16 protein-coding genes are annotated in these 21890 nt (G+C 50.6%); 5 read left to right on the top strand and 11 right to left on the bottom strand.

The window, feature by feature from the left end; translation table 11 throughout:
- Positions 1–63: 63 nt before the first annotated feature.
- Complete coding sequence (ltrA, locus tag KIH39_RS08025) at positions 64–1872, top strand: group II intron reverse transcriptase/maturase (RefSeq protein WP_390623685.1); 1809 nt, start codon at positions 64–66, stop codon at positions 1870–1872.
- A gap of 291 nt (positions 1873–2163) precedes the next feature.
- Here the strand turns inward: ltrA and KIH39_RS08020 are convergent, their stop codons facing one another.
- A complete protein-coding gene (locus KIH39_RS08020) occupies positions 2164–2685 on the bottom strand; it encodes a hypothetical protein (protein WP_213498822.1) in 522 nt (173 codons plus the stop codon).
- Positions 2686–3251: 566 nt separating this feature from the next.
- Here KIH39_RS08020 and KIH39_RS08015 point away from each other — a divergent pair.
- Positions 3252–4637 (top strand): PrsW family glutamic-type intramembrane protease, encoded by a 1386-nt coding sequence (locus KIH39_RS08015; RefSeq protein ID WP_213498821.1) that lies wholly within the window; start codon positions 3252–3254, stop codon positions 4635–4637.
- A gap of 558 nt (positions 4638–5195) precedes the next feature.
- Here the strand turns inward: KIH39_RS08015 and KIH39_RS08010 are convergent.
- The 9 genes from KIH39_RS08010 to KIH39_RS07970 form a co-directional block, all read right to left on the bottom strand.
- Positions 5196–6005: an IS66 family transposase gene (locus KIH39_RS08010; RefSeq protein ID WP_213498820.1), complete on the bottom strand. Its 810-nt coding sequence runs from the start codon at positions 6003–6005 to the stop codon at positions 5196–5198.
- Between the two features lie 74 nt (positions 6006–6079).
- The gene (gene tnpB / locus KIH39_RS08005; RefSeq protein WP_213498819.1) at positions 6080–6439 is read right to left on the bottom strand and encodes an IS66 family insertion sequence element accessory protein TnpB; all 360 of its coding nucleotides are present in this window, start codon (positions 6437–6439) and stop codon (positions 6080–6082) included.
- Positions 6433–6762, bottom strand: coding sequence for an IS66 family insertion sequence element accessory protein TnpA (tnpA, locus tag KIH39_RS08000; RefSeq protein ID WP_213498818.1), 330 nt, complete (start codon positions 6760–6762; stop codon positions 6433–6435). The genes tnpB and tnpA overlap by 7 nt, the downstream gene beginning before the upstream one ends.
- 402 nt (positions 6763–7164) lie before the next feature.
- Positions 7165–7665 (bottom strand): hypothetical protein, encoded by a 501-nt coding sequence (locus KIH39_RS07995; RefSeq protein WP_213498817.1) that lies wholly within the window; start codon positions 7663–7665, stop codon positions 7165–7167.
- A gap of 2134 nt (positions 7666–9799) precedes the next feature.
- Positions 9800–11953 (bottom strand): tetratricopeptide repeat protein, encoded by a 2154-nt coding sequence (locus KIH39_RS07990; protein ID WP_213498816.1) that lies wholly within the window; start codon positions 11951–11953, stop codon positions 9800–9802.
- Between the two features lie 174 nt (positions 11954–12127).
- A complete protein-coding gene (locus KIH39_RS07985; RefSeq protein WP_213494887.1) occupies positions 12128–13651 on the bottom strand; it encodes an IS66 family transposase in 1524 nt (507 codons plus the stop codon).
- A 9-nt stretch (positions 13652–13660) separates the two neighbouring features.
- Entirely contained in the window at positions 13661–14629 is a 969-nt protein-coding gene (locus KIH39_RS07980) for a serine/threonine protein kinase (RefSeq protein WP_213498815.1), read from the bottom strand.
- 85 nt (positions 14630–14714) lie between these two features.
- The gene (locus KIH39_RS07975) at positions 14715–15281 is read right to left on the bottom strand and encodes an ECF-type sigma factor (protein ID WP_213498814.1); all 567 of its coding nucleotides are present in this window, start codon (positions 15279–15281) and stop codon (positions 14715–14717) included.
- A 394-nt stretch (positions 15282–15675) separates the two neighbouring features.
- On the bottom strand, positions 15676–17010 hold the full coding sequence (locus KIH39_RS07970; protein ID WP_213498813.1) for an IS701 family transposase: 1335 nt from the start codon (positions 17008–17010) through the stop codon (positions 15676–15678).
- Positions 17011–17304: 294 nt separating this feature from the next.
- On the opposite strand from KIH39_RS07970, the gene KIH39_RS07965 reads away from it, so the two are divergent.
- The 3 genes from KIH39_RS07965 (at position 17305) to KIH39_RS07955 (ending at position 19922) form a co-directional block, all read left to right on the top strand.
- A complete protein-coding gene (locus tag KIH39_RS07965; protein WP_213498812.1) occupies positions 17305–17637 on the top strand; it encodes a hypothetical protein in 333 nt (110 codons plus the stop codon).
- A 129-nt stretch (positions 17638–17766) separates the two neighbouring features.
- The gene (locus KIH39_RS07960; RefSeq protein WP_213498811.1) at positions 17767–19221 is read left to right on the top strand and encodes a radical SAM protein; all 1455 of its coding nucleotides are present in this window, start codon (positions 17767–17769) and stop codon (positions 19219–19221) included.
- The gene (locus tag KIH39_RS07955) at positions 19218–19922 is read left to right on the top strand and encodes a prolipoprotein diacylglyceryl transferase (RefSeq protein ID WP_213498810.1); all 705 of its coding nucleotides are present in this window, start codon (positions 19218–19220) and stop codon (positions 19920–19922) included. The genes KIH39_RS07960 and KIH39_RS07955 overlap by 4 nt, the downstream gene beginning before the upstream one ends.
- Positions 19923–20076: 154 nt before the next feature.
- Here the strand turns inward: KIH39_RS07955 and KIH39_RS07950 are convergent, their stop codons facing one another.
- Positions 20077–20931 (bottom strand): IS5 family transposase, encoded by an 855-nt coding sequence (locus tag KIH39_RS07950; RefSeq protein WP_246539600.1) that lies wholly within the window; start codon positions 20929–20931, stop codon positions 20077–20079.
- Positions 20932–21890: the final 959 nt, after the last annotated feature.

The raw sequence follows: 21890 nt of genomic DNA, 5'->3' as shown, positions 1-21890 counted from the left end.
AGTACGCAAGGACGCATTTCACAGCACGGTTAGTGCGCCGGCGAAACCGGCAAGGAGTAGTGAATGAAAGAGTCACGCGAGGAAGACTTAGCCAGTCATCTCGACCCCGAGTCATACGCCGCCAGTCGCGAGGCTGTCGGTGAAGCGTTGACAGGGGCACACACAGGCCAGGTATCGAGCTGCGAAATCACGTCATCTGGGGTGCCGACGCTGTTATCCGAAGCGGAAGGCCACATCGAGGAGGGCATCATAGGCGAGTCTTCCTGGAACTCTACGCAGTCGGAGGCCCTGAGCATGTGGGAAAACTCTTTGCGCGGGAACCGGGAGATCTCAAGTTCATCCGTCGAAGATGGTTCGTCGGATCGGTCGGGAAAGGGGATAACCCATAATCCTGACATGTACGGCCTTGAGAAGTCGGATGATGGCGTAGTACCCGAGAAGTCGTCGAACAAAGGTCGGAGACCGGCGGAGACGATGGAGGGAAGGCTATCAACATCGGGAAACTTACTGCAGAAGGTCGCGTTTCCGACACAGAGCGGAGCCAACGCGTCATCCGGAATGCAGCGAGTGCGAGAAGTGGCACGAAAGGATAAGAAGGTAAAATTCACCGCTTTACTTCATCATGTGACAATACCCTTATTGATTCGGAGCTTCAAAACCTTGCAGAAGGATGCGGCTCCGGGCAATGATGGTGTCACGTGGAAGGAGTACGAAATTGGTCTAACTCATCGAATCGAGGATCTCCATCGCCGCATTCATACCGGAAGCTATCGAGCTGTCCCCGTAAGGAGGACGCACATACCAAAAGCGGACGGAGGAATGCGAGCGTTGGGCATTGCAGCTCTAGAGGACAAGGTAGTCCAACGAGCTATAGTGACGGTTCTCAGTGAGATTTGGGAGGCGGATTTCGTGGGTTTTTCCTACGGTTTTCGACCGAAGCGTTCGGCGCATGATGCGTTGGATGCCCTTCACGTCGGAATCATGGGAAAGAAGGTGAATTGGGTGCTCGATGCGGACATTCGGGGTTTCTTTGATACCATCGACCACGAATGGCTACTGAAATTCGTCGAGCACCGGGTCGCCGATCCGAGGATTCTCCGCCTGATCCAGAAATGGCTCAAAGCGGGAGTATCCGAAGACGGTCGCTGGTCGGAAACGAAAATGGGTACACCTCAAGGGGCAGTGGTCTCTCCACTCCTCGCGAATCTGTATCTGCATTATGTCTTCGACCTTTGGGTGCACCAGTGGCGGCAAAAGCATGCCTACGGAGACGTCATTGTTATCCGGTATGCCGATGATTTTGCACTGGGATTCCAGTATCGGCGCGAAGCCGAGCGGTTTCTATTCGACCTGAAAGCTCGATTCCAGAAATTTGGACTGGAATTGCACCCCGAGAAAACGCGGCTGATCGAATTCGGCCGGTTCGCGGGCGAAGATCGTCAGAAGCGTGGCCAAGGGAAACCAGAAACGTTCGAGTTCCTCGGCTTTACCCATTGTTGTGGCGTAAAACGATTGAGCAGAACATTTCTGGTGAAAAGGAAGACGGCGAAGAAGCGAATGAGGGTTCGCTTGCAACGGGTGAAAGAAGTGCTTTCGAAAAGGCGGCACGAACCAATCCCCGAGCAAGCAAGTTGGTTACGCCAGGTGCTGGCAGGGTACTATCAGTATCATGCGATCCCAGGGAACATGCCCGCTCTGCAATCGTTTCACACTCAAGTTGTACGTATCTGGTATAAGTCGCTCAGGCGTCGGAGCCAGAGAAATCGCTTGATTTGGGAGCGATTCGGCCCTCTCGCCAATCGACTTCTTCCTTCCCCGAAAATCCTTCATCCTTCTCCAAACGAACGCTTCTATGCCAAACACCCGAAGTAAGAGCCGTGTGCGGTAATTCCGCATGCACGGATCTGTGCGGGGGGCGGGGAGTAATCCCCGTCCCTACCGCGACCCAAAATCCAACCTTGGTAGCTGCCGACTAGTATTCGAACCCCAATTTTGGGACAACACCGATCGACCTTCATCTGAATTTTACCCGAGAAATATCCAGTCGAACGGTGCGACATAGTTTTTGACCAGGGCGGAGTAATCCCAGTCCCTACCTCGACCCAATATGGTTTTTGACCAGACCGCGAACACCTAGAATCGCCAGCTGGGGCGATACATACCTCAACTTCTTGCCGCAAGCAACTTCGTTCTTCCCCATTCAATATATTCGTTCAACACAGATTCAACAAAACCAAGTGGCATTGATACGTCTGCGATAAACTGTTCTTGTCTCAAATCTTTGACAATGACTCTCTCCAAACCTTCTAAGGACACAACAAGAATCAGTCCGTACTTGTCTTGGATGGCTCCCAAGCCAATATCGTCCAAATGGAATCGATCTCGTAGGTTCGGGGCTTCAACCGGGTCTTTGGAGTAATCGTATGCGAAGAAAGCATCGTAAACTGCACGAAACATATCGTCAGGCAGGCTCGGGGCGAAAGGCGAAAGCTGCCGTGCCCATTCTGTGTTTCGAATCAAACAAGCGGTATCAATACTCGCACCTAAAGGAATCCGATCGTCCCAATCGCCGACCGGAAAATTCGCGACCCAAAATCGGAATTGAACGAATAGTCCAGAAGCTTCTGGGTACAATTCTAGTTGACCAATTTCAATTGCAAAACGGTCCGTTTTTCCCAAAATCATTGCACCATTTCCTCCAGCCGTTGGCGGGCATATCTTGTAATATTGCGAATGCCATCTCCAATACCTTCAATCCCGCTAAAATGTGCTGTGCCGTCGTTTGAGTCAGAAAATCGGCGGGGTGGCACTGGTAACCTAACTAAATCAACTCAAGTCGTTATTGAGTAACAGTTTGGGTGGCACTGGTTACTTGCTGTTTTTTTTATTGATCTTTGCGAATTGTAGGACTCAATCCTCGTCCAATTTCCGTGTGGCACTGGCTAACTGCCAGTGCGTGGGAGAAAAAAGTGCCAGAGAATTGTCACCCTCTCAGGCACAAATTCGAGCAGAAAGAACGCTTTATTGCAGAAACGCACTCGCAGATGGCCAGTGCCACTCAAACCGTTATTGGATAACGACATGCGCTGATTAAGAATGCTTGCCAGTGCCACCCGCCGGGGCATGAATTCCTTCTGGGTTGAAATAGGGTGATTTGTTGTTGTAGGATGGGTGAGTTCTAAATGGCACTGTCAGATAGACAGTGCCACCCAAGTCTAGATTTTACATCGACTTGCGTTTATTGAGATGGGGTGCCAGTGTCACCCGTCGCCTGTCCCGGTTGTAAAACGCGGGTGACCATTCCTACACCCCCTTCGGAAGATGAAGTAGCCGCCGCATTACTGTTGGATTCGCCCATTTCTGAGGATACTCCCTCCGCCTCCGAAGTGAACACTTCCGAACCGGATTGTTATGATTCGGATCCCTTGTCCAAGACCGAGCGGAAGAATACCCTTCTCAAGCAGTTCGAGGATCCGCCCCAGGCGAAAATTCCGGTCGGAGGCCAACTTCACGCCCCGCCTTCGAAGCCAAAAGTCTCCCCAGTGAAATCGAACGATCCGCCGGGCTGGTTTCGCCACTTGCACTGGTTGCTGATCGCCGCGCTGATACCTTTGGCATTTTCGCTACTGCGTAAGCCATCGGAGGCGGACGAACCGATTCCCCGACTTCTAAGAACACTTGAAAATTCCAACCCTGAAGTAGAACATCGCATCACTGCGGCACTCGAAAGCAGCAATGATCCAGAGGCCGCTTTTGAACGGATTTTCGAAATATTACCCCAGCACAAATTCGATGGGGCCTTCCTGCCTCGTAACAGCAAACTTCACTGGCTTTTCGCGGGTCTCTCCGCCACTGTCTTTTTGATATTCATTTACTCTCTGTCTCTATTCGGCACTGCCGACCCCAAGCGATTACTTTGGATCGGGCTCTTTACCGGCACAGTTGGCGTGCTGATGTTATTTTTGTTTCAGTACATCGCCGATGCGACCTATGGGGTGACTCTGATCGGCCGTAGCGTGCTGATCATTTTCTTTTACATCGTCAAATTCATTGGGTTCTCTTATCGTGCGGCCACCGACCCGGATAACGGCTTTCTGCTCAGCTTCGTCGGCTTTACTCTTGGAGTCGGCTTTTGCGAAGAGGTGTGCAAGGCCGTTCCGCTCTTGTTTAAACATTCCCAGCAGGAAAGCCAAAGCTGGCGAAATGCGTTCCTCTGGGGGATGGCCTCGGGCGCGGGATTCGGCATCTCGGAGGCCGTGGTTTACGCGGGTGGGCAATACAACGGCATTTCCAGTTCAGGCATCTATTTGGTCCGCTTTATATCCTGCGTCGCGTTGCATGCACTTTGGACTGGTTCCGCAGCCATTACGATTCAACAGAAACCGGACTGGGTGAATACCGATGGCTGGTTCGAGTACGGGGCGAGTCTCTTCCGAATACTGGCGATACCGATCGTGTTGCATGGCCTCTACGACACGTTCCTGAAGAAAGACATGAATGCGCTGGCTTTACTGACGGCCTTAGCCAGCTTCGGTTATCTGGCCTTCCAGTTGAGCCGCTTGCAGGGAGAGGATGACCGTAACCGAACCGATGCCATGCTTCGCGATTATCAGCGCAAGAAAAAGGCAATGGCATAGTTGGTTCTGGCGAAGAGACGAGTCCAATTACTTGGGAGGGGGTCTTCATATAAACAGCATCATTCTGCCGGCCGTTCTAGTGCTGGCGGTTCAGACGATTCAATCCGAGCTCCGGCAAAAGTCGACTCGATTGGTTAAGCAGTTAGGAGTTGGTTCGTTTCGCCGGCGGGCAGCGGCCTCCAAGGAACTGATTGACCTGAGCCTAAATTCGCGGTTGGCGCTGGAGGCTGGGGCGAAGAGTAACGATCCCGAGATCAAGTAGCACTGTCTGTCTCTTCTGGTCGCAATCGAGAAGAACGTTTGGAACCGCCGCATTCGCTTATTCACAAACGATCCTTCTCATTCGCTGCCGGGCTGGAAAACGTTCAGTGAAAAATTTGGGACGGATGAGTTGACTCGCGAAAGGTCAGGCTAGACGAGCCGTTAATGTCAGCCTCACTCTTCGAAATTTTCTGATCGATTAGTATATCACCGAGTATGAACTTTGCGGGAGTGACTGGGCAACCTCCGGCGAGAAACTCTTGGACTCACTTGCTCTAGAACTTGGAAGCTTCTCGATCAGTCACTGTAATTGTCGAGAATTGTATCGATACCTGCGATTTTATCCCTTACCGTGGTGTCGTCGGTGTGCAGGATCGGAGCATTCAGCAGATCGGCTTTCATCAACTGGTACAACGGATGCAACACTTCGGCGGCGTCGGCCAGCCAGACGCACAGAGTAGATCGGGCGATCTCGACTCCCTGGCGAGCGTAGCGTTGTTCCTGTCGATATAAGGGAAGGTGATCGACCAGCTTGGAGACGATGACATCGGCGATTAGACCCGGAGCCGCCTTGGATTTCGGGAAGGCGTCTGGAGGTAGCTCGGCCACCTTCAATTGATCTTGGGAGCCGTCGTCGAAGCGAATCACGTATTTGGGTCGAATCGTTTGCTGCACGAATAGCGAGGAAGGTTTGTAATCGAGCTTCTCGCTGATCTCTTCTCCGATGCGAACCCAATTACCGCCGATGGCCCGCTTCTCGACCTCGGGAATATCGATCTCCGTCGTCTCGCGACGCAGATTCCCGGGAAGCGCTTTGCGGCCATGCCCTTTCTTTCGATTCTTCGTCGGCTCTTCGGTCCTTGGCGGTTCGAGAGCCGGAGCCGGCTGCGGCAGATCGGCTTCGTCGAAGACGCTGGGTTGATCGGGGTGAATGCGATCGGACTTCGGACCATAGACGCGTTTGAGCAACAGATCGAGGCGGTGTCGAAGGGTGTCGATTTCTTTCTGAGATTCGCCGTGGGCAGCGAGCAGTTCGCGGATTATCGCTTTCAGAAGGACGGGATCGTCGGGCAGCGACGCATCAGCGAGAATGGATGGATTGTCCATACCGATAATACGCGCCAGAACCCAAAAAGTTTCAACGCTTCGAAAAAAAATTGTGCGATCTGCCGAAAAGATTTTCAGCCGGCCTGACGTTCGAGTTCAAAGCGTTTGCGTCGCCGGACCGAAGAGAGGTCGATGCCGCTGAGAATCAAAGCCAGATCACTCGAGGAGATCGATACCCCCGCCGCGTCCGCGGCTATCTGAGGCATCTCGAAGGTTCCGGCCTCCAAACGCTTCTGCCAGATGACGTAGCCGTCTTTGTCCCAGTAGAGCAGCTTCAACTTGTCCGCTCTTTTGTTGCGAAAGACGAACCAGGTGCCCGAGAGAGGATCACTTTTGAGATGCTCGCGGGCCAATGCCGCCAGACCATCGAAGCTCTTCCGCATGTCGGTGGGCGTCACGCAAAGAAGAATCTTCGCCGAGGTATAGTTCAGCATGACGCCTCCTGGGCAGATAACGCGCCGAAGAGGGCTCGAAAGGTCGATTCCTCGACACTGTGAACAGTCACAATGTGGCCCGAGGGACAGCGGACTTCGATGGTCGCGGCGGCCGGAACGGGAACAACGGTCACCGGTACGAAGGCCGGCTGGGCTTCCGCTTCCCGCTTGCGGAGTTCTTTACGCCAAAAGTAAAAAGCCGATTCGGTGAGGCCGCGTAATTCGCAAAATGCGCGGACGCTCAGACCGCTCGATTGCCAAGACTGAAAAGTCGCTCGCCATAATTGCTCGCGTTGGGGATCTCGCAAATGGGGCTTCGCCATGCTGCCGACTCCTGAAAGGTTGAGAAAGCCTTCAGGGTAACAAATCGATCAAGAAGGGAGTTGGCAGAACGCTCACAGACTATGAGTGGGTACATGGACTAAATGCCCTTTCTGCCTACTCAGAAGGGGTGATTTCATTTCCTCACATCCTCATTACCAGAACCACTCGTCAAATTAAATTAGCAATCGCTTTAACAATCCTCAGCGACGTCGCCTCACGATCGGTCGTCTGATGGGGACAGAAAATAGGGCTATTTGTTAATTACCCGGTAGGAGAGAAAAGTGTCCGGGGGACGTCGGTATTTTATGCGAAAAATCTCCAAGTGGTTTAATTGGTTGAAACACGATAGGGCTGATGAGGGAATCACCAAAGTGCAGCACATCATAGAGTGTGAAATATATTTAAGGAGAACTTGATGTGAGCTTTTTGGCTAATTCCGTTGCATGATTATCATCGATTTCGTGGAAACCAATGAGATTGTTTTTATCTAAATTGATGAGATCGAAATTCGCAATGATCTTTGCTATGGGAGGGCCAGATGCCGATTTCATTGGCTTTTCGGAGCTAAGACGAAGAACGTATTCTTTGGCAGGATGCGCAATTGCAAAATCTCTCAATTGCTTTCGTTGCTGTTCACTTAATTCGGCATGTACGGGAAAATTCATACCGTTGGTAGGAAGACAACTCGCTGAAACGAATGTTACGTTGGTCAATTCTTGATCGGAGTCATAGAAGTAGGGTCGTCCTTTGAAGTAATAACTCACTTCATTTTGAACAGCGCCCCATGCCACAACAGGATGAACAGAAAATAAAGGTTCTTTGCCAGGTATCGAATTAAAGACGCGCGGTCCGCATCCACTGACCAGGATCAACAGCAAGGCGATTGATGTTTGAGGCTTCATTGGACACTTGGCTTGTAATATATTTCGAATTCGCAAGGCGAAACTTATTGTACGCCAGAAAGCCGGTTTCATCAAGTTAATAAAAAGTCGAATCGATGCCGCGCATACTCATTTTCATCGCGAGATAAGCCGCGTCTCAATGGGCAGTGTTATGCGAAGCACGTCGGGATTATCTTTCTTCACTAGTGGAGTCTTTTTGACCCTCGAGATACGTAAAATCCGTTTCTAAAAATATACTTGCACTTGTCGATATCGATATCGGTAACCGGAATTATTTCTAATGTCGCGTTGTCCACTTGTCATATTTTTGCTTGTGGGATATTCTAACCGGATTCTTCTTTATTCCACACCTGGAACCAGTGAATCCATCTCGCGACATAACTCAGAAGCTGCATTTCGGGTGATTTTTCGAATGTAGTGGCATTAAACCCAACATGATAAAATTACCCTCTTTCATTCTGATCTTGTATTCATTCTGGTTCGCAATGTGTTCTGGAACGGTAGTCTTTCTTGGAGCGAATACTCTTCCCTATCGGGAAAAATGGCCAATCGCTATCGCAATAGGAGCTATTGTTGGCCCGATAGTTGGGTACTTGATATCCAAAGGTTTCAAGAAACCCAGAATCACGTTCTATTCGTTGATACCTTTAGGGATACTGCAAGCTGTATTGGTTTCAAAAATCATCGGACTCAAGTGAACTAAAACGGAGATAGAAGTCGATTTCATAATAGCGATTTCGGCAAGCCGGGTAAAAAGCTTCGGTTGTCAGAGGGTAAGGGTGCTGAACTGTTCACAAATTAAGGGGTGCGGAAAGATTCCAAATTCAAAAGCTCCCCCAACTTCCTCCGCTGAAAATGAAGTCAAACATAAGGCGTAAATGATAAATAAAAAATATGATCCAGATAGCACCGAAAATATAAGGGAGATAGCTCAATACTCTACTTTTATTACTCCTGTTCTCTGAAATTCCAACCATTGATCTGCTTCTTTTTTCTTTCCGATTTCTTCGGATCCAGAAAAAGCATATGGTTAGTCCGATCAGTGAAACCGCTATTCCATCAATAATACTTAATAGTTCGACACCTACAATTGCGCTCATAAGAATTATGTTTGATGATCCAAAAATTAGAGATAATTTGCTTGTTTGTCTCTTCATAAATCCCTCATGTGTAGAAATGGGACCATAAAATTCCACGCGAGCCATCAAATCTGTCCCACGAATGATGTAAGTTGTTCTGGTCAGAAGAAAGAAAACATTCGCGTCATGAAGCAGATTTTTTTGAATCTGACCACCGAACGTTCCAAAAAAGGGTAGTCTCCAATCCTTTCGTTAGCGCAATTCCGACGAACATTCGAGAGCCCTAAGCACTTCGAGAATATCATTTTGCCACTTTAATAAATGCTTTTCCAAATCCACCGAGCCGAGGTTCCCTATTTCAGAGTCTGTTCCAAAAGCCCCTATTTCGGGCTAATATCTCAAGGATTTGTAGGGTTCATCCCGGCTTTTGGAACAGACTCTCATACGCGAAATTTCATCACACCCCCCCTTGCCGGATAGCCGGTTATCACCGAAGAATCATAAAAGATTCGCTTCGAAGCAGACAAAGTTGCGTAAACATCGGGGAAAGTATTTAATTGAGCTGGCTCTCCGACCGCTGTAGTTTGCAACCGCCGCGCCTACGCTGATAGATCCTCATCAGAAATATTAGACTGGTGTCGGGATCGAGTGACTCGCGAGAAAAGATTTATGACTCCAAGTATGAAAAGGACTAGAACGGAAGGTCCAGAAACCAAAATTGTCGCAATACCAGTGAGATTCCCATTTTGCGATAGACTGTAAAAATCGAAAGCCGCTGCTGAACCTATAGGGATAAGTAGTAAGATCGCATAATACCGAAATATTCCTCGATACAGCAGAATGGCAACAACGTTCAACATTGGAGGAATGCACAAAATTGGGTGCTCAAAGAGAAAATTCATGTCTGTCGCCTTTTCGCTTATAGTTTAAAAATTGAGTTACGACCAAAATTTAGCTGATTGGCAATGGAATAGCGCAAATAATACTTCCACTTAATATTGGACAATATTTGGCATTCCCGGCGCTGGTGGTGGAAGTTTCAGTGTGGCTCGCAACTAGGGCATTTTGTCTTCGAACTTCTTTTCCTGTTCCGAGAGTAATTTTTTGAAGTCTTCACGGGTCCGAAGAGAATCAAGAGAGATGTCGACCCGTAAATTGGAAACGCTATCATAACCGCCATCAAAAGCCTGCCGTAGGAACTTCATTGCAATATTAGAATAATTTGCGCCATCATCGAGTCGAATTCCTGCTTCTTTCATCGTTGAAATTCCGGCCAGAAGAGCGTAACAGCAGGCGAGATTGTAGGTGTTACGAGGAGTGCGTGTGGGTAATTGTTCCAAGAACGCGATGGCACGCCGTATCGATACCAATGCGTCCGCTAGCTTCACCATCTGACGTTGTACTTTTGCTAAGCTGATAAGAGTAGCAGATAGTTCCTCGCTTGTCCAAGTGACGTTGGGCTGCTCCTCTTTGAGCTTTTGTCGGATCGCCAAAGCTTTGTGGCAGACCGAAAGTGCCTCTTCATACTTTCCTGAAGCTGTCAGTAATTTGCTAATATTTTCATTAGTATTCGCAAGGACGCGTTTCGCCCAATGGAAGGTTGGTTGCTTTTCAGAGAGGCTTTGAAGCAGAGTCTTAGCTTTTTCATGAGCTTCAAATGATTTCTCTGGGTTGCCTGTTCGAGCCTGCAGTTTTCCGATCTCGTTACTGCAAAATGCAAAAAAATATTGATAAGTGATCTCGGTCGGAGAGGCTTCGACAAGATTCTTCCAAATTTTCATTGCTGTCTCGAAGGCCGGTTTTGCCTCCAGGAGCATTCCTAACTCACCCATGGCCCGGCCTGAATTTAAGTAGTCCAAGGCGAGTGTGTGCTGAAATTGGATTAATCCAGGATAGCCGTCCACTGGTTGCTGTAGAATTGATATCGCCTCTTTAGTGGTCGCGAGCGTTTTCCTGAAATTTCCGACATCGAATAAACAAGCGGAAGTGTTGGTAGTTGTTACTGCTAATTGGTGTCGATACCGAACGACGGTGGGGTGGTCGTCGGCTAGTTTCTTGAGTATGAGCCGCGCACTCTCCAGGGATGAAAACGCATCCTGCCACTTACCAACATTCGGTAGAATCGTACCCATTCGCATGAGACTTGAGGCTAAATCAAATCGGATTGCAGCGGCATTCGGGTTGATTTTTGAAACCTCATCCAAGATTTTCACAGCTTTCTCGCTTGCGAGCAGCGCTTCATCAGACTTACCTTTCAGATACAGAGTCCAGCTTGTGGAATTCAATGATTGTGCTAAAGCAGTCCGCACTGACTCGATCGGAAATTTGATCTCTAGTAATCTGGCTACATCTTCCTGTTCAGCAAATTCACGCAAAGCACCCTCCAAGTCACCGGTGGCGTACAGTATATTGCCTGTCGCACCCAGACTTCGAGCTACATCTAACTGCATTTCCACATCAGCCCCAGGCTCTTTCGCCAAAGCTCGTCGGATTGCTAAGGCTTTTCGTTGAACATCCAACGCTCCAGATTGGGACCCGGTCTTGCCCATCAACTCGGCCAGCTGAAAATACCCCTCGGCCAACAGACGGCGCGATTTCGTATCGGTCTGCCCCTCTAATAATTTCTCTAGATCCTTATAGAAGTCAGCGGCTTGTCCGAGTAGCCGATTACGTAGCTCTTTGAATTGATCACTCTTGAGCAAAAAATCTTCGCTGACACCCGTATGTAAAGCAGCGATGGCTTTCTGAGCCAATTCGAATCGAGCCTGCACTTTTGTTTGCTCTTCGGCTAACTCGTCGATCTTCTTTGCTAATTGGGTGTTGGCCTTATCCTCTCGAAAAAGCCCCCACGCCGTGCCCACGATTCCCGCTAAGAGTGCAACGAGAATTAAGGCAACCGCGGCCACTTGGCCCTTGTGGCGGCTGACAAATTTCTTAAAGCGGTAACCGGCACTCGCCGGTCGGGCCTCGACCATATCGTTCGAAAGATAGCGTTGAATATCCCTCGCTAATCCACTGGCGGTCTCGTAGCGACGATCGCGCTGCTTCTCCAAACACTTCATTACTACCCAGTCGAGTTCCCCCCGCAACATAGCTGCAAGCTTTTTGGGTTCGGTATGTCGTAAGGCGGCTTGGGAAGGTGCCGTTTCTTCTGTCGAGATCCTCGTCGAGGGCTTGGAGGGTTCTTCTTCTTTGATGATGCGGATCATCTCGATTAAAGGTAGCCGCAATATCTGTGCGCAGCATGGAGCATGCTGAGGTTGACTCGGCTTTTGAATTTGCCGACAGATGGGTTATCGGCACAGGTGAAAACTCGTTGCTTAGCGCTTGATTGGGTCTGGTTTTTACCGTTGTATTGGAGGAGGACAGGCGACACCTTTTATCTACCCGCTTGGTTTGAGTTTGGGCTCTGCTTCAACCTTGGGAAACAGTCCATTGAGGACAGAGATTTTGGGGAGCGACAAGTTCATCTTATTCAACAATTTCGTAAAGCAGCTGATCCCTTCCTCGGTCCAACTGTTGATCTCTTCGATTACGTTCGCCAAGGTGAACTGTTTCAGGTACAAGCGGAGCGATTCCAGCACGCTGGTCAAAATCGATTGCCGACGAGCCCCGAACAGCGACTTGCTGGTCCGGCCCGTCTTGCGGGCTTCTGCAGGCTTCCGCAGCGTCCGTTCGCTTTCGTTGTTCGTCGCCCCGACTTCCACAGTTACCCCGTTGGGTTGCTCCACCTCCTCGGTCGTCACGAACGCGAATAACTCCTCCCTCATCACCAGCGTCATGATTTCGTTGTTCAGCTTGCGATAATCGTCTTGCGTTCCGGCCAACTTCGGCAAATTCTGAGACCACAGGGGCCTGCACAAGACGACGATCTCGTCCTCCAGTTCGGCAATTTTCTGGAGACGACCCGCCTCGCCCAGTCGTCCGTCGCGCTTGACGCGAACAGCCTTCCGATAGATTTCGATTAACCGATCGGTGAAGCGGCGGTATTCGGCATTGTCCGGTTCGAGCAACGTCAGCTTGATGGCCTTCCGCAACAGGTGCGCCCAGCACTTTTGCGAATGAGTGAAGTGCCCGTAAACCGCCGCATCGTCGCTGACCACCAGACCTTTGAACGTGGACGGGTCGAGAATTTTCGCCAGCGTGTCGGCATCCTTGTTGACTCCGAACAACAGGATCCGGGCTTTCTCCGAGAGGAACGCCCACACGCTGTTCAAGCTCCAGCCCGTCTCATCGGTCCAGACAACCAATGAGTTGGCCACCAGCGTGCACAGCGTATCGAATTCCTTTTCCCAATGACGCGACAACCGGTGCAGCAACGCATCGACCTGCGCTTTTCGCAGAGTCATATTCTGAAAGAATTGGAGCGACAGACAGACTTTGTCGAATGACATCCCGACGGTGTAGACCAGGAAAGCAATCTCGACGAAGATTTCTATGCCGAATTCGCTGCGGCCTATCACGCCAGGGATTTGGCCGTAGCGGTTTTTAGGGCCCCGATAAATCTGGTAGGCGATCAGCACCGCTCGACCGTTTTCTACTCGCCACACCGGTCGAGTGTGCGACAAATGACATGCGTTCTTGTCCAGGCCTTCAGGATAAATCGCTTCGCTGCGTTCGGCCTGAGCGATCTTTTCCGCCGAGGTGATGCGACCGCGTTTCTTGCCATTCTTCTGCTTACGCTTTTTTTTCGGATTCTTGGCTTCTTGGCGCTTCTCTTCCGCCTTTATCGAATACGGTTCAGCGACCTTGGGCGTAGGAGAGGAGGCGATTTGCTTTTTGAGGTCTGCGATTTCTTGGAGAGCTGCTTGCAATTGGTTCTGGAGGGAAAAAATCAAGTCGATCAGGTAATCGGTGCTGACCTTTCCCGTCCGGACATCTTCCTTGAGTTGCTCCTTGGCATCCATTGCCAATTTCTAACCGATCCGCAAAATCGAGAAAATACCAAAATCAGGGAATTGTCGACTACCGATTAAAGCGGCTTTCTTCAATCGCCTGCCATCTAAAGGTCTCATGCCGGTCAGTAGTTCATAGAGAAGAACACCCAAGGAATAAATGTCCGCTCGGGTATCGATATCTTCACCGGCATAGCCCGCTTGTTCGGGAGCCATGTATTCGAAAGTGCCAACGACGGCTCCGAATTGTGTGGAAGGGGAGTCCTCCGAAAGATGACCGGAGGTTGCCTTGGCCACACCGAAATCAATTACTTTAGGAATTGGCCGGCCATCTATGATCGTCACTAGGATATTAGTCGGCTTTAAGTCGCGATGAATAATCCCCTTTTGATGTGCGTGCTGGACCGCTTGGCAGATCGGAATGAATAGCTCCAATCGCTCCCGAATTCCGAGTTTGGCTTCATCGCAAAATTTGTTTAATGGGAGTCCGTTGACCAGTTCCATGACGAAGAACGGCCGGCGGTCTGCCGTCATGCCTCCGTCGAGAACTCGGGCGATGTTCGGATGATCCATCAGAGCCAGGGCTTGACGCTCTTGTTCAAACCGCTGAAGGACGCTCTTGGTATCCATCCCCGCCTTGATCAGTTTCAGTGCGATGCGGCGTTTGACCGGCTCGGTTTGCTTGGCCACCCAGACCTCGCCCATCCCTCCTTCGCCGATCTTTTCCTGCAAAATATATCGTCCCGCGATGATTAAGCCCGATTCCATTTGCGGATTATAATCCGAAGTTAGCTCAGGTCCGGTTTGCAAATAAGGATTCCGATTGGCAACGAACGGATCGAACAGATTGCCACGTTTCTGATGGGCACTTAATAGAGATTCGATCGATGCCCGAAGTTCTGGCTGATTGGCGCAGGCTTTATCGAGGAACACGGATCGTTCGTCCGCGGACAGTGCTAAGGCTTCGTGGAACAAGGATTCTTCAGTCATGGCTGTCCTTCGAGAGGATTCGGAGTAGTTCCTACTCTCAATGCGACAAAAGAATGTCCCGAGTGCCAAAAATCCTGAATAATTTTTACTCGTCTTGGCTACGAAGGATTTCCCGTCGCAACCAGGCTTGCGCGTAGACCCAGTGGCGATCGGCTGATCTTGGAGAAATCCCCAGAATCGCCGCGACTTGATCGCTCGTTAAACCGGCAAAGAAACGCAATTCGACGAGTTGGGCTTTGAGGGGATCCTTTTGAGCAAACTTCGTAAGAGCGTGATCCAGCTCCAATAGTTCTTCATTCGGCTCTACCGCTAAAATCGTATCTAAGGAAAAAGCTACACGCCGATGCTCTCCTCCGTGGATGGCGCGGGATTTTCGTCGAGCTCGATCGATCAGAATACGTCGCATGGCGGTTGCGGCGGCGGCAAAGAAATGGGCTCGATTTTCCCATCGAGGAAGGTCTTCAGCGCCGACCAGCCGAATGTACGCTTCGTGCACCAGTGCTGTTGGGCTCAAAGTATGATCGGACGATTCCGGGTTCATGCGAATAGAGGCTAGCTTTCGGAGCTCTTCGTACACCAACGGCAGCAGTTTGGCGGAGGCGTGCAGGTCGCCTGAATTGAGGTCGTTCAGAATCCGAGTTAATTCGGTCATTCCGTCAAGTTAGCTTTCGAAGGACCGACTTACCAGCGATCAATGGAAATGTTGAGGTCATTAAATCAAAATTTATGTTCTCGAGTTGATACCCGAGACAATCGCCCGGAACTGACTTCCCCTCCATTCTTTCCACTATGAAGGCTATCGACAGGTTCTCACTTCTTCTGTTGGGATGGCATAGGTGCTTCTAGTATCTTCGAGACTTTTGCCTCCAATTCCTTAACCAGCTTCTGAAAATCCGCACGCGGACGAAGAAGTTCTAAAGGGGCAGCCGACTTCAAACGACCTACTCCGGTAAACCCCTCCGCAATAGCTTGCCGGAGCGATTTCATTGCCTGCTCGACTTCGGCTTTTCCATCCTCAGTAGTAATACTGCACTTTCCCAGATAATCTAAGCGGAGCAGGCCATTTGGAACAAGCGTTTGACGGCTTTTTTGTATTTTCGCGTTCCGGGCCCTCTTTGCGGAAGTGCTCGAAATTCTTCTTGCAAAATCAGCTTTAGCAACGACTTGCGTCGATCGTTATGAGAAGGCCGTCGCGGCCGATTATCCCAGGGACGATCGGCACGATCCACTAACTTCCTTTGCGGTTGATCCCAAGCCCACAGTTCGGTCAAAGTCATCATCCACAGGTTCATGTGAAACGCGCCGATGTTGGCGTGCAGGTTTCGCAATTGCTGCTGACCGGCTCTCCAAACTTCCTTGACGTCCTTGAAGACCTGCTCGATGGCATTGCGGCTGGCCACGGTTTCCAGGATCTGGGCCACCGTCGCCTCCGGATTCGTCGAGAAGAAAGCGATCCACCCTTTTTTCTCTTTAACCAGAACCACGCGGATGACTCCCTCCGCCGACTTCCAGGTCGCCAGAAAACTCTTGTACGTTTTGACTTCTGGGCGACCGTACAACTGCAGGGAGGCCGACGACCATCCCCGGGCATGAGCCGCTCGCTTGGCCAAGTCGATTCGCTTCTCTCCGTACTTGCGGGGACGCCCCCGACCTTTGGAGGGAGAGGGCAACTCGTATAGGGCGGCATCCTTGCGGAGCCGACTGATCAATGTGAAGTTCAACTGCCGACACGCCCGCAGAATCGGTTTCTTCGCATAGCCGCCATCCGCCACGATCCAGACTGCTTTCCCCGGAGAAAACAAAGACTTCGAGAGCCATTGCAGGATCTCCACCGCCAGTTGCAGCTTGGTCCGAAACTTCCACTGGTACTTGCGGGGAAGCGTCGCGACCTCTTTCTGGCGGACGTATAACTGGGCTCGCCAAGGCAAGCCGATAACGCCGTGGAGAGGATGCCAGGCCAATAAAGCCGCCACGACGAAGTTCTGCCCGTATTCGAGCAACTGTCCGATCGGACCCGGAGTCGGATTGTGGTGAATTCCGGCCCCTTCGACCTTCGGACCGTAACGTTTGGTGAGGGTGTCATCCAGAGCAATCACGATCTTCTCGGATTGGGCCGCCGGGTGTTTGAGAACCAGTCGTCCCACGGCGGTACTCATCGAAAGGGATTCTCGACCGACCGCTGCAAGGTGCCGGTAGGCCGACTTGTACTTTCGACGGATACCGGCGGCTCGGAACCATCGGGAGGCGGTGCGTCGCTGGTCCTGAGCGAGGAACATGCCGCGGAAGATACGCACGGTTAGCGACTGGATTCGAGCATCCAAAAAGAAGACCAGGGCGGAAAAAGCGCTGGACAGAAAGGAGGGAAAACGAGATACTTCCATGGCCGGTGCCTTCCTGGCTTGATGTTTTTTAAGCACCACCATGCTGACGGAAGCACCGGCTTTTTCAAGAGCAATTCAAATTCCCAATACCCCTAAATTGTTAAGACTTTCTGGGAAAGTGCAGACTGTAAACAAGGTCTATTTTATTAGACTGATTATTTTGGTCGTTCAGCCATCGGGCTCCGCGATCGTACCGAACTATTTTATTCAAATTCAGAATTTATAGTCGCAATTCAATCTGTCGCTTAAAATGAAAGAGTTCGTGGAAACCCTCACCTACTTCGAGAGAAGACTATGAACGAGCCCCAGAATCCCGCGACTCCGGCGCCCGGGAAAGCGTCGAGCGATCCGAATCCCATTGCTCCGAAGTCGGCCGAAGTGCCGAATACGCCGCCCATTAACTTAGAAAATAAGCAAGTCAAAACGGCTTCAGAGATGACCATTGCCGTTCCGCCCCCTACGAAAGACGCGGGCGAGTCCCCGCCGGGCAAGGATCCTCGTGAATTGTATCCTGATTTTGGTTGTAGTTTGCTAATCAAGTGGTTTCTGATACTTTTCTGCGTATTTGTTGTCCTCGGGATCGCTGGCTTCATCCTGATCCTGGATCGATGTGGAGGATTCCCTTGATCCTCTGGCGAAGTTGCGTGCTTCTGAAAATTGAATCATCTCAGCTCAACTGATGAACTGAAGGCGGATTTCAAGCGACATCATTGGGATCCGGATCTATCTGAATTCTTAATTAATCGGGAGTCTAAGATGCCCGTTCGAGATTACGTCTATCGCGGAACCACTCGAAGCCTCTGCCCCGAATGCAAACGAGTGGTCGATGCGAAAATCCTGGTGCGCGGCCAACGCGTTTACTTCCGGAAGCATTGTCCGGAACACGGAACGCGCGAAGATTTCATATGCTCGGATGTCGCTTTTTACGACCAGCATGAATTCGATCAGCCGGCGCGAATGCCGGAATCGTATGGGACAACTGCCGACAAAGGCTGCCCCTACGATTGCGGCCTCTGCCCGGAGCACGAACAGCACACCTGCATTGGATTAATCGAAATTACTTCCTCTTGCAATTTACGTTGCCCAATGTGCTTTGCGGAGTCAGGGCCCGGCGGTAAGCACATCGATTTTGCGACCTATAAATCGATGGTGGATCGCTATATTCTGCATGAAGGGATCGCTGATGTGCTGCAGCTCTCTGGCGGTGAACCGACACTTCATCCCGAACTTGTCCCTATGCTGGAGTATGCCTATCAGCAACCGATACAGGTCGTGATGATCAACACAAACGGTATTCGGCTCGCACGGGATCCGGATCTCGTTTCTCAACTAGCCACGATGCGAGATCGGCTGGAAATTTATCTTCAATTCGACGGATTTTCGAGTGAAAGCCATCTCGCTTTGCGCGGCGAGAATCTTCTCGATGTCAAACGGCAGGCACTGGACCGACTTCGCGAGGCCGGAATACGCTGCACGTTGGTTTGTACTGTAGAACATACGGCAAATATCGATCAGGTGGGTGAAGTGCTGAAGTTCGGGCTGTCGCGGGAAGAAGTTCGCGGCGTGAGCTATCAGCTGGCTACATACTGCGGCCGGCATCTTCCTGCGAAAGATCTCGAAAATCGCACGACCATGCCCGATCTGATGAAAGCCTTGGTGCGGCAAGTGCCGGAGATACTTCGTGCAGACGATTTTTATCCTTTGCCCTGTGCCCACCCCAATTGTCATCGAATGGCTTATCTCTATCGGGGAGAAGAGAGTGTCGTACCTATTTCGCGACTGATCGATCCGAAACCACATATGGATCTGATTGCCAATTCCATCGTATATACTCCCGCTCGAGCCAGGAACCTCGTCGCAAAAGCCGTTGCCTCGGCAGGGGATTGCGGCTGCGGTCCGGGAGGGTGCGGATCGGCCGAGCCTTCCAATTTCATCGAGCAGGCGCTGTCAGAAAAGTTGACGGGCAAGGAGGTCTTTCGCATCACGCTTACCGGTTTTCTGGATAGCTATACTTTCGATACCCGGCGAGTGATGAAATGCTGCCTGGCGCACATTTTGCCCAGCGGTCACATAATACCCTTTTGTGCTTACAACACCTTATACCGCGATGGCACATTGCCTCTACCACCGCTTGCAGATTCCAAGCAGGACACATCATCACGAAGCATTTCTAATCTGCCCTTGATTTCACTGGGTGGTGTAAAATCATGAGCGGGCGCTTTGCCTATGGCGCCTGCATGATCTTGGCCGTTCTGGTTTTCCTTTTGGGCCGTCGGCTGTTTGCCGTCAATGATCCATCGGCTCGCCTGCCTCTGATGGATCGAATCTGGATAGGAATCTCTGCATTTTTTGGGGGAACGATTAGCGCCAAGTTACCTTTCGTATTGATGAATGATCCGGCGATGTATTCGTGGGAAACCTGGTTTTCAGACGGTAAAACGTTAACCACGGGATTGATGGGAGCCTATCTTGGGGTCGAAATATGCAAGGCGATTCGCGGTATTCGCGTAAAAACTGGAGATGGTCTCGCTCTGCCTCTGGCGCTCGCTCTGACGATTGGACGGCTTGGCTGTTTTGCGAATGGATGCTGTGCGGGTAAGCCAACAGAATTGCCCTGGGGCTACGATTTTGGCGATGGAATTCCACGTCATCCAACGCAGTTGTACGAATCGGTTTTTCACGGCTTTTGGGTCTGGATACTGGCGCGCTGGCAGATTTCCAATCAATTCGCGACCCAGCGGTTGAAGATTTACCTCATCGCATATTGCGTTTTTCGCTTCGTAATGGAGTTCATTCGAATTGAGCCAAGGATGGACTCGGGGTTGACTTTTTATCAGTGGGTCGTGATGGTTTTCGCGAGTTTTCTTCTGTTGCAGGCTTGGTACGATGAGAGGGCTAAGCGGGCAAAGTAACTGAGAATCTCTCGCTGGGTAAGTGACGTGTTGGGATTCGATTTGTCCGTTGCAAAACTTTGGTAGTGGTTTGCAGTTGGTTAATTGACAAGCCCGTCGCAGGAGGGTAGGGGACAGGGCCAGCGCGTACTAAGAGTCTGTTCCAAAAGCCGAATTAAGCGGCTAGAGTTTTAGGAGTATGGCCTTTATACCGAAACCGTTGTGTATGTTTCACTCGACTGGGATAGAGACGGCGTAAGTAGTGTTGAATGCATGCGATTTGCACGATGGCCTCGCTGGATTCCGGTAAATGCTCGTAGTCTTTACTTAGCCGTCGACAACGTCCCAACCAGGCGAAAGTTCGCTCCACCACCCAGCGACTTCTCAGCGGCATAAACTTTCGTTCTCCCGACGGACGATTCACCACCCAAACGGTATAGGGTCGCTTGTGATCCCGCAGCCAACTCTGCAATTGATAATTGTGATACTTGTTGTCCGCCTGTATGGTTTCCAAGCGGGGAAAAGCAGTTTTGGGCATCTGTTCAAACAGCGTTTGAGCAGCTTTGGCATCATCGACATTCGCGCCCGTTACCACTAGGGCTAGCAGTAATCCGAGAGTATCCACCACGATGTGGCGTTTACGGCCGCGGACCTTTTTGCCGCCATCGGTTCCGACTTCTTCTCCTCCAAAAGCCGTCTTCACCGACTGGCTGTCGATGCAGGCAACGCGAGGATTGGGCGAACGATTGGCCGCTTGACGAACGCGACAGCGCAGAGCCGTTAGGATCTCTTCCCAAGTGCCGTCCCGCTTCCAAGCTTCAAAATAATTGTAAACCGTTTTCCACGGGGGAAAGTCATGCGGTAAACCTCGCCAGCGACATCCTTCCTTGGTCAGGTAGAATAGGGCATTGACGACTTCTCGCATGTCGGTTTTTCGCGGTCGACCACCGGGTCGAGCCTCGGGAATCCAGGGCTCCAAAAGAGCCCACTGAGCATCCGTTAAATCTGTTGAATAGGGTTTCCGTTCCATGTGTAATTATACACACATACACGCTTTTGGAACAGACTCTAAGTTTTACGAATACAAGCTTGGTTATCGACACCACCGGGACATCGCTGATCCTCGACTTCACTCCGGTACCGGAAAATTTCTCTATGCTGGGTTTATCCACATTAATCATTCTCGCATTCGGAGGTTTTCCGCGAGCTTACAGGCTACTTCGACACGTCTGATTAGCCACCTTGGAATCTATGAAAGTGTTGGATTTTGGGTAGGGCTGGTGCTCCGATCAGGTTGATGATTTGAAGTGTCGGTTTCAATTGTCAACCACCAAAAGGAAAATCTAGCAAAGATCGATTACATCGCTTTGAATGCTGGTGAACAGCGGAAGTTGATTTCAACTATCGAATTCACTTTTGCCCGCGAGGTGAACCCATGAGAGCAAAAAATATGGTCGCCAGACGGCACGGCGTTCCGTTGACCTGGTCCATGAAATGGCAGACAACCCTCCTCAGCTAGCGTGAGTCACAGGTGTGCTATGCGAGCCTCCAAGCTCAGCCTCTGAAGGAATGTTTTCGGTCTGTGAATTCAAAGAATTTGATACTTCGCAGTCGAAAAAGCAGCACCCCGAAAAAATCTCGTCATTTACACTTGGGGTCCCGAAATATTTTCCGCGGAATGGAGAGAGGGGTAGAGGACGTCCAAAACTCCAAAAAGTGCGTATTTTTTGGGGAAAAAGCTGATTTTGAACGCGCGGAGCGATTCTCTCTGCCGCGTTAACTAATTAACAGGCTGATTTTCCGCTGGAAAAGTGAAAAGCTCCCCGAATTGGACTCGAACTGACGACCGTCCGCTAAACTGTTCGACGTTGAGTTTAAGATATAGTCTCCTAAACTCGAAGCATCGCTCTGCAAAAAAACTATTCAGTATCGGTTCAGACGGGCCTGGGTGACGCTAGTTTTTGGGCGTCTCGAGTAGCGGTTCTGGAC

Origin of the sequence: Telmatocola sphagniphila (assembly GCF_018398935.1) — a bacterium.
In the GTDB taxonomy this organism is placed as follows: Bacteria; Planctomycetota; Planctomycetia; order Gemmatales; family Gemmataceae; genus Telmatocola; species Telmatocola sphagniphila.
Note: the sequence above shows the minus strand (reverse complement) of the source record. Positions and strands in the feature narration are given on the sequence as shown.

What these genes read in the sequence shown, in the direction of transcription:
- ltrA (WP_390623685.1), top strand. Translation starts at nt 64, where the DNA reads ATGAAAGAGTCACGCGAGGAAGACTTAGCCAGTCATCTCGACCCCGAG.
- KIH39_RS08020 (WP_213498822.1), bottom strand. Translation starts at nt 2,685, where the DNA reads ATGATTTTGGGAAAAACGGACCGTTTTGCAATTGAAATTGGTCAACTA.
- KIH39_RS08010 (WP_213498820.1), bottom strand. Translation starts at nt 6,005, where the DNA reads ATGGACAATCCATCCATTCTCGCTGATGCGTCGCTGCCCGACGATCCC.
- tnpB (WP_213498819.1), bottom strand. Translation starts at nt 6,439, where the DNA reads ATGCTGAACTATACCTCGGCGAAGATTCTTCTTTGCGTGACGCCCACC.
- tnpA (WP_213498818.1), bottom strand. Translation starts at nt 6,762, where the DNA reads ATGGCGAAGCCCCATTTGCGAGATCCCCAACGCGAGCAATTATGGCGA.
- KIH39_RS07995 (WP_213498817.1), bottom strand. Translation starts at nt 7,665, where the DNA reads ATGAAGCCTCAAACATCAATCGCCTTGCTGTTGATCCTGGTCAGTGGA.
- KIH39_RS07990 (WP_213498816.1), bottom strand. Translation starts at nt 11,953, where the DNA reads ATGATCCGCATCATCAAAGAAGAAGAACCCTCCAAGCCCTCGACGAGG.
- KIH39_RS07985 (WP_213494887.1), bottom strand. Translation starts at nt 13,651, where the DNA reads ATGGATGCCAAGGAGCAACTCAAGGAAGATGTCCGGACGGGAAAGGTC.
- KIH39_RS07980 (WP_213498815.1), bottom strand. Translation starts at nt 14,629, where the DNA reads ATGACTGAAGAATCCTTGTTCCACGAAGCCTTAGCACTGTCCGCGGAC.
- KIH39_RS07975 (WP_213498814.1), bottom strand. Translation starts at nt 15,281, where the DNA reads ATGACCGAATTAACTCGGATTCTGAACGACCTCAATTCAGGCGACCTG.
- KIH39_RS07970 (WP_213498813.1), bottom strand. Translation starts at nt 17,010, where the DNA reads ATGGAAGTATCTCGTTTTCCCTCCTTTCTGTCCAGCGCTTTTTCCGCC.
- KIH39_RS07965 (WP_213498812.1), top strand. Translation starts at nt 17,305, where the DNA reads ATGAACGAGCCCCAGAATCCCGCGACTCCGGCGCCCGGGAAAGCGTCG.
- KIH39_RS07960 (WP_213498811.1), top strand. Translation starts at nt 17,767, where the DNA reads ATGCCCGTTCGAGATTACGTCTATCGCGGAACCACTCGAAGCCTCTGC.
- KIH39_RS07955 (WP_213498810.1), top strand. Translation starts at nt 19,218, where the DNA reads ATGAGCGGGCGCTTTGCCTATGGCGCCTGCATGATCTTGGCCGTTCTG.
- KIH39_RS07950 (WP_246539600.1), bottom strand. Translation starts at nt 20,931, where the DNA reads ATGGAACGGAAACCCTATTCAACAGATTTAACGGATGCTCAGTGGGCT.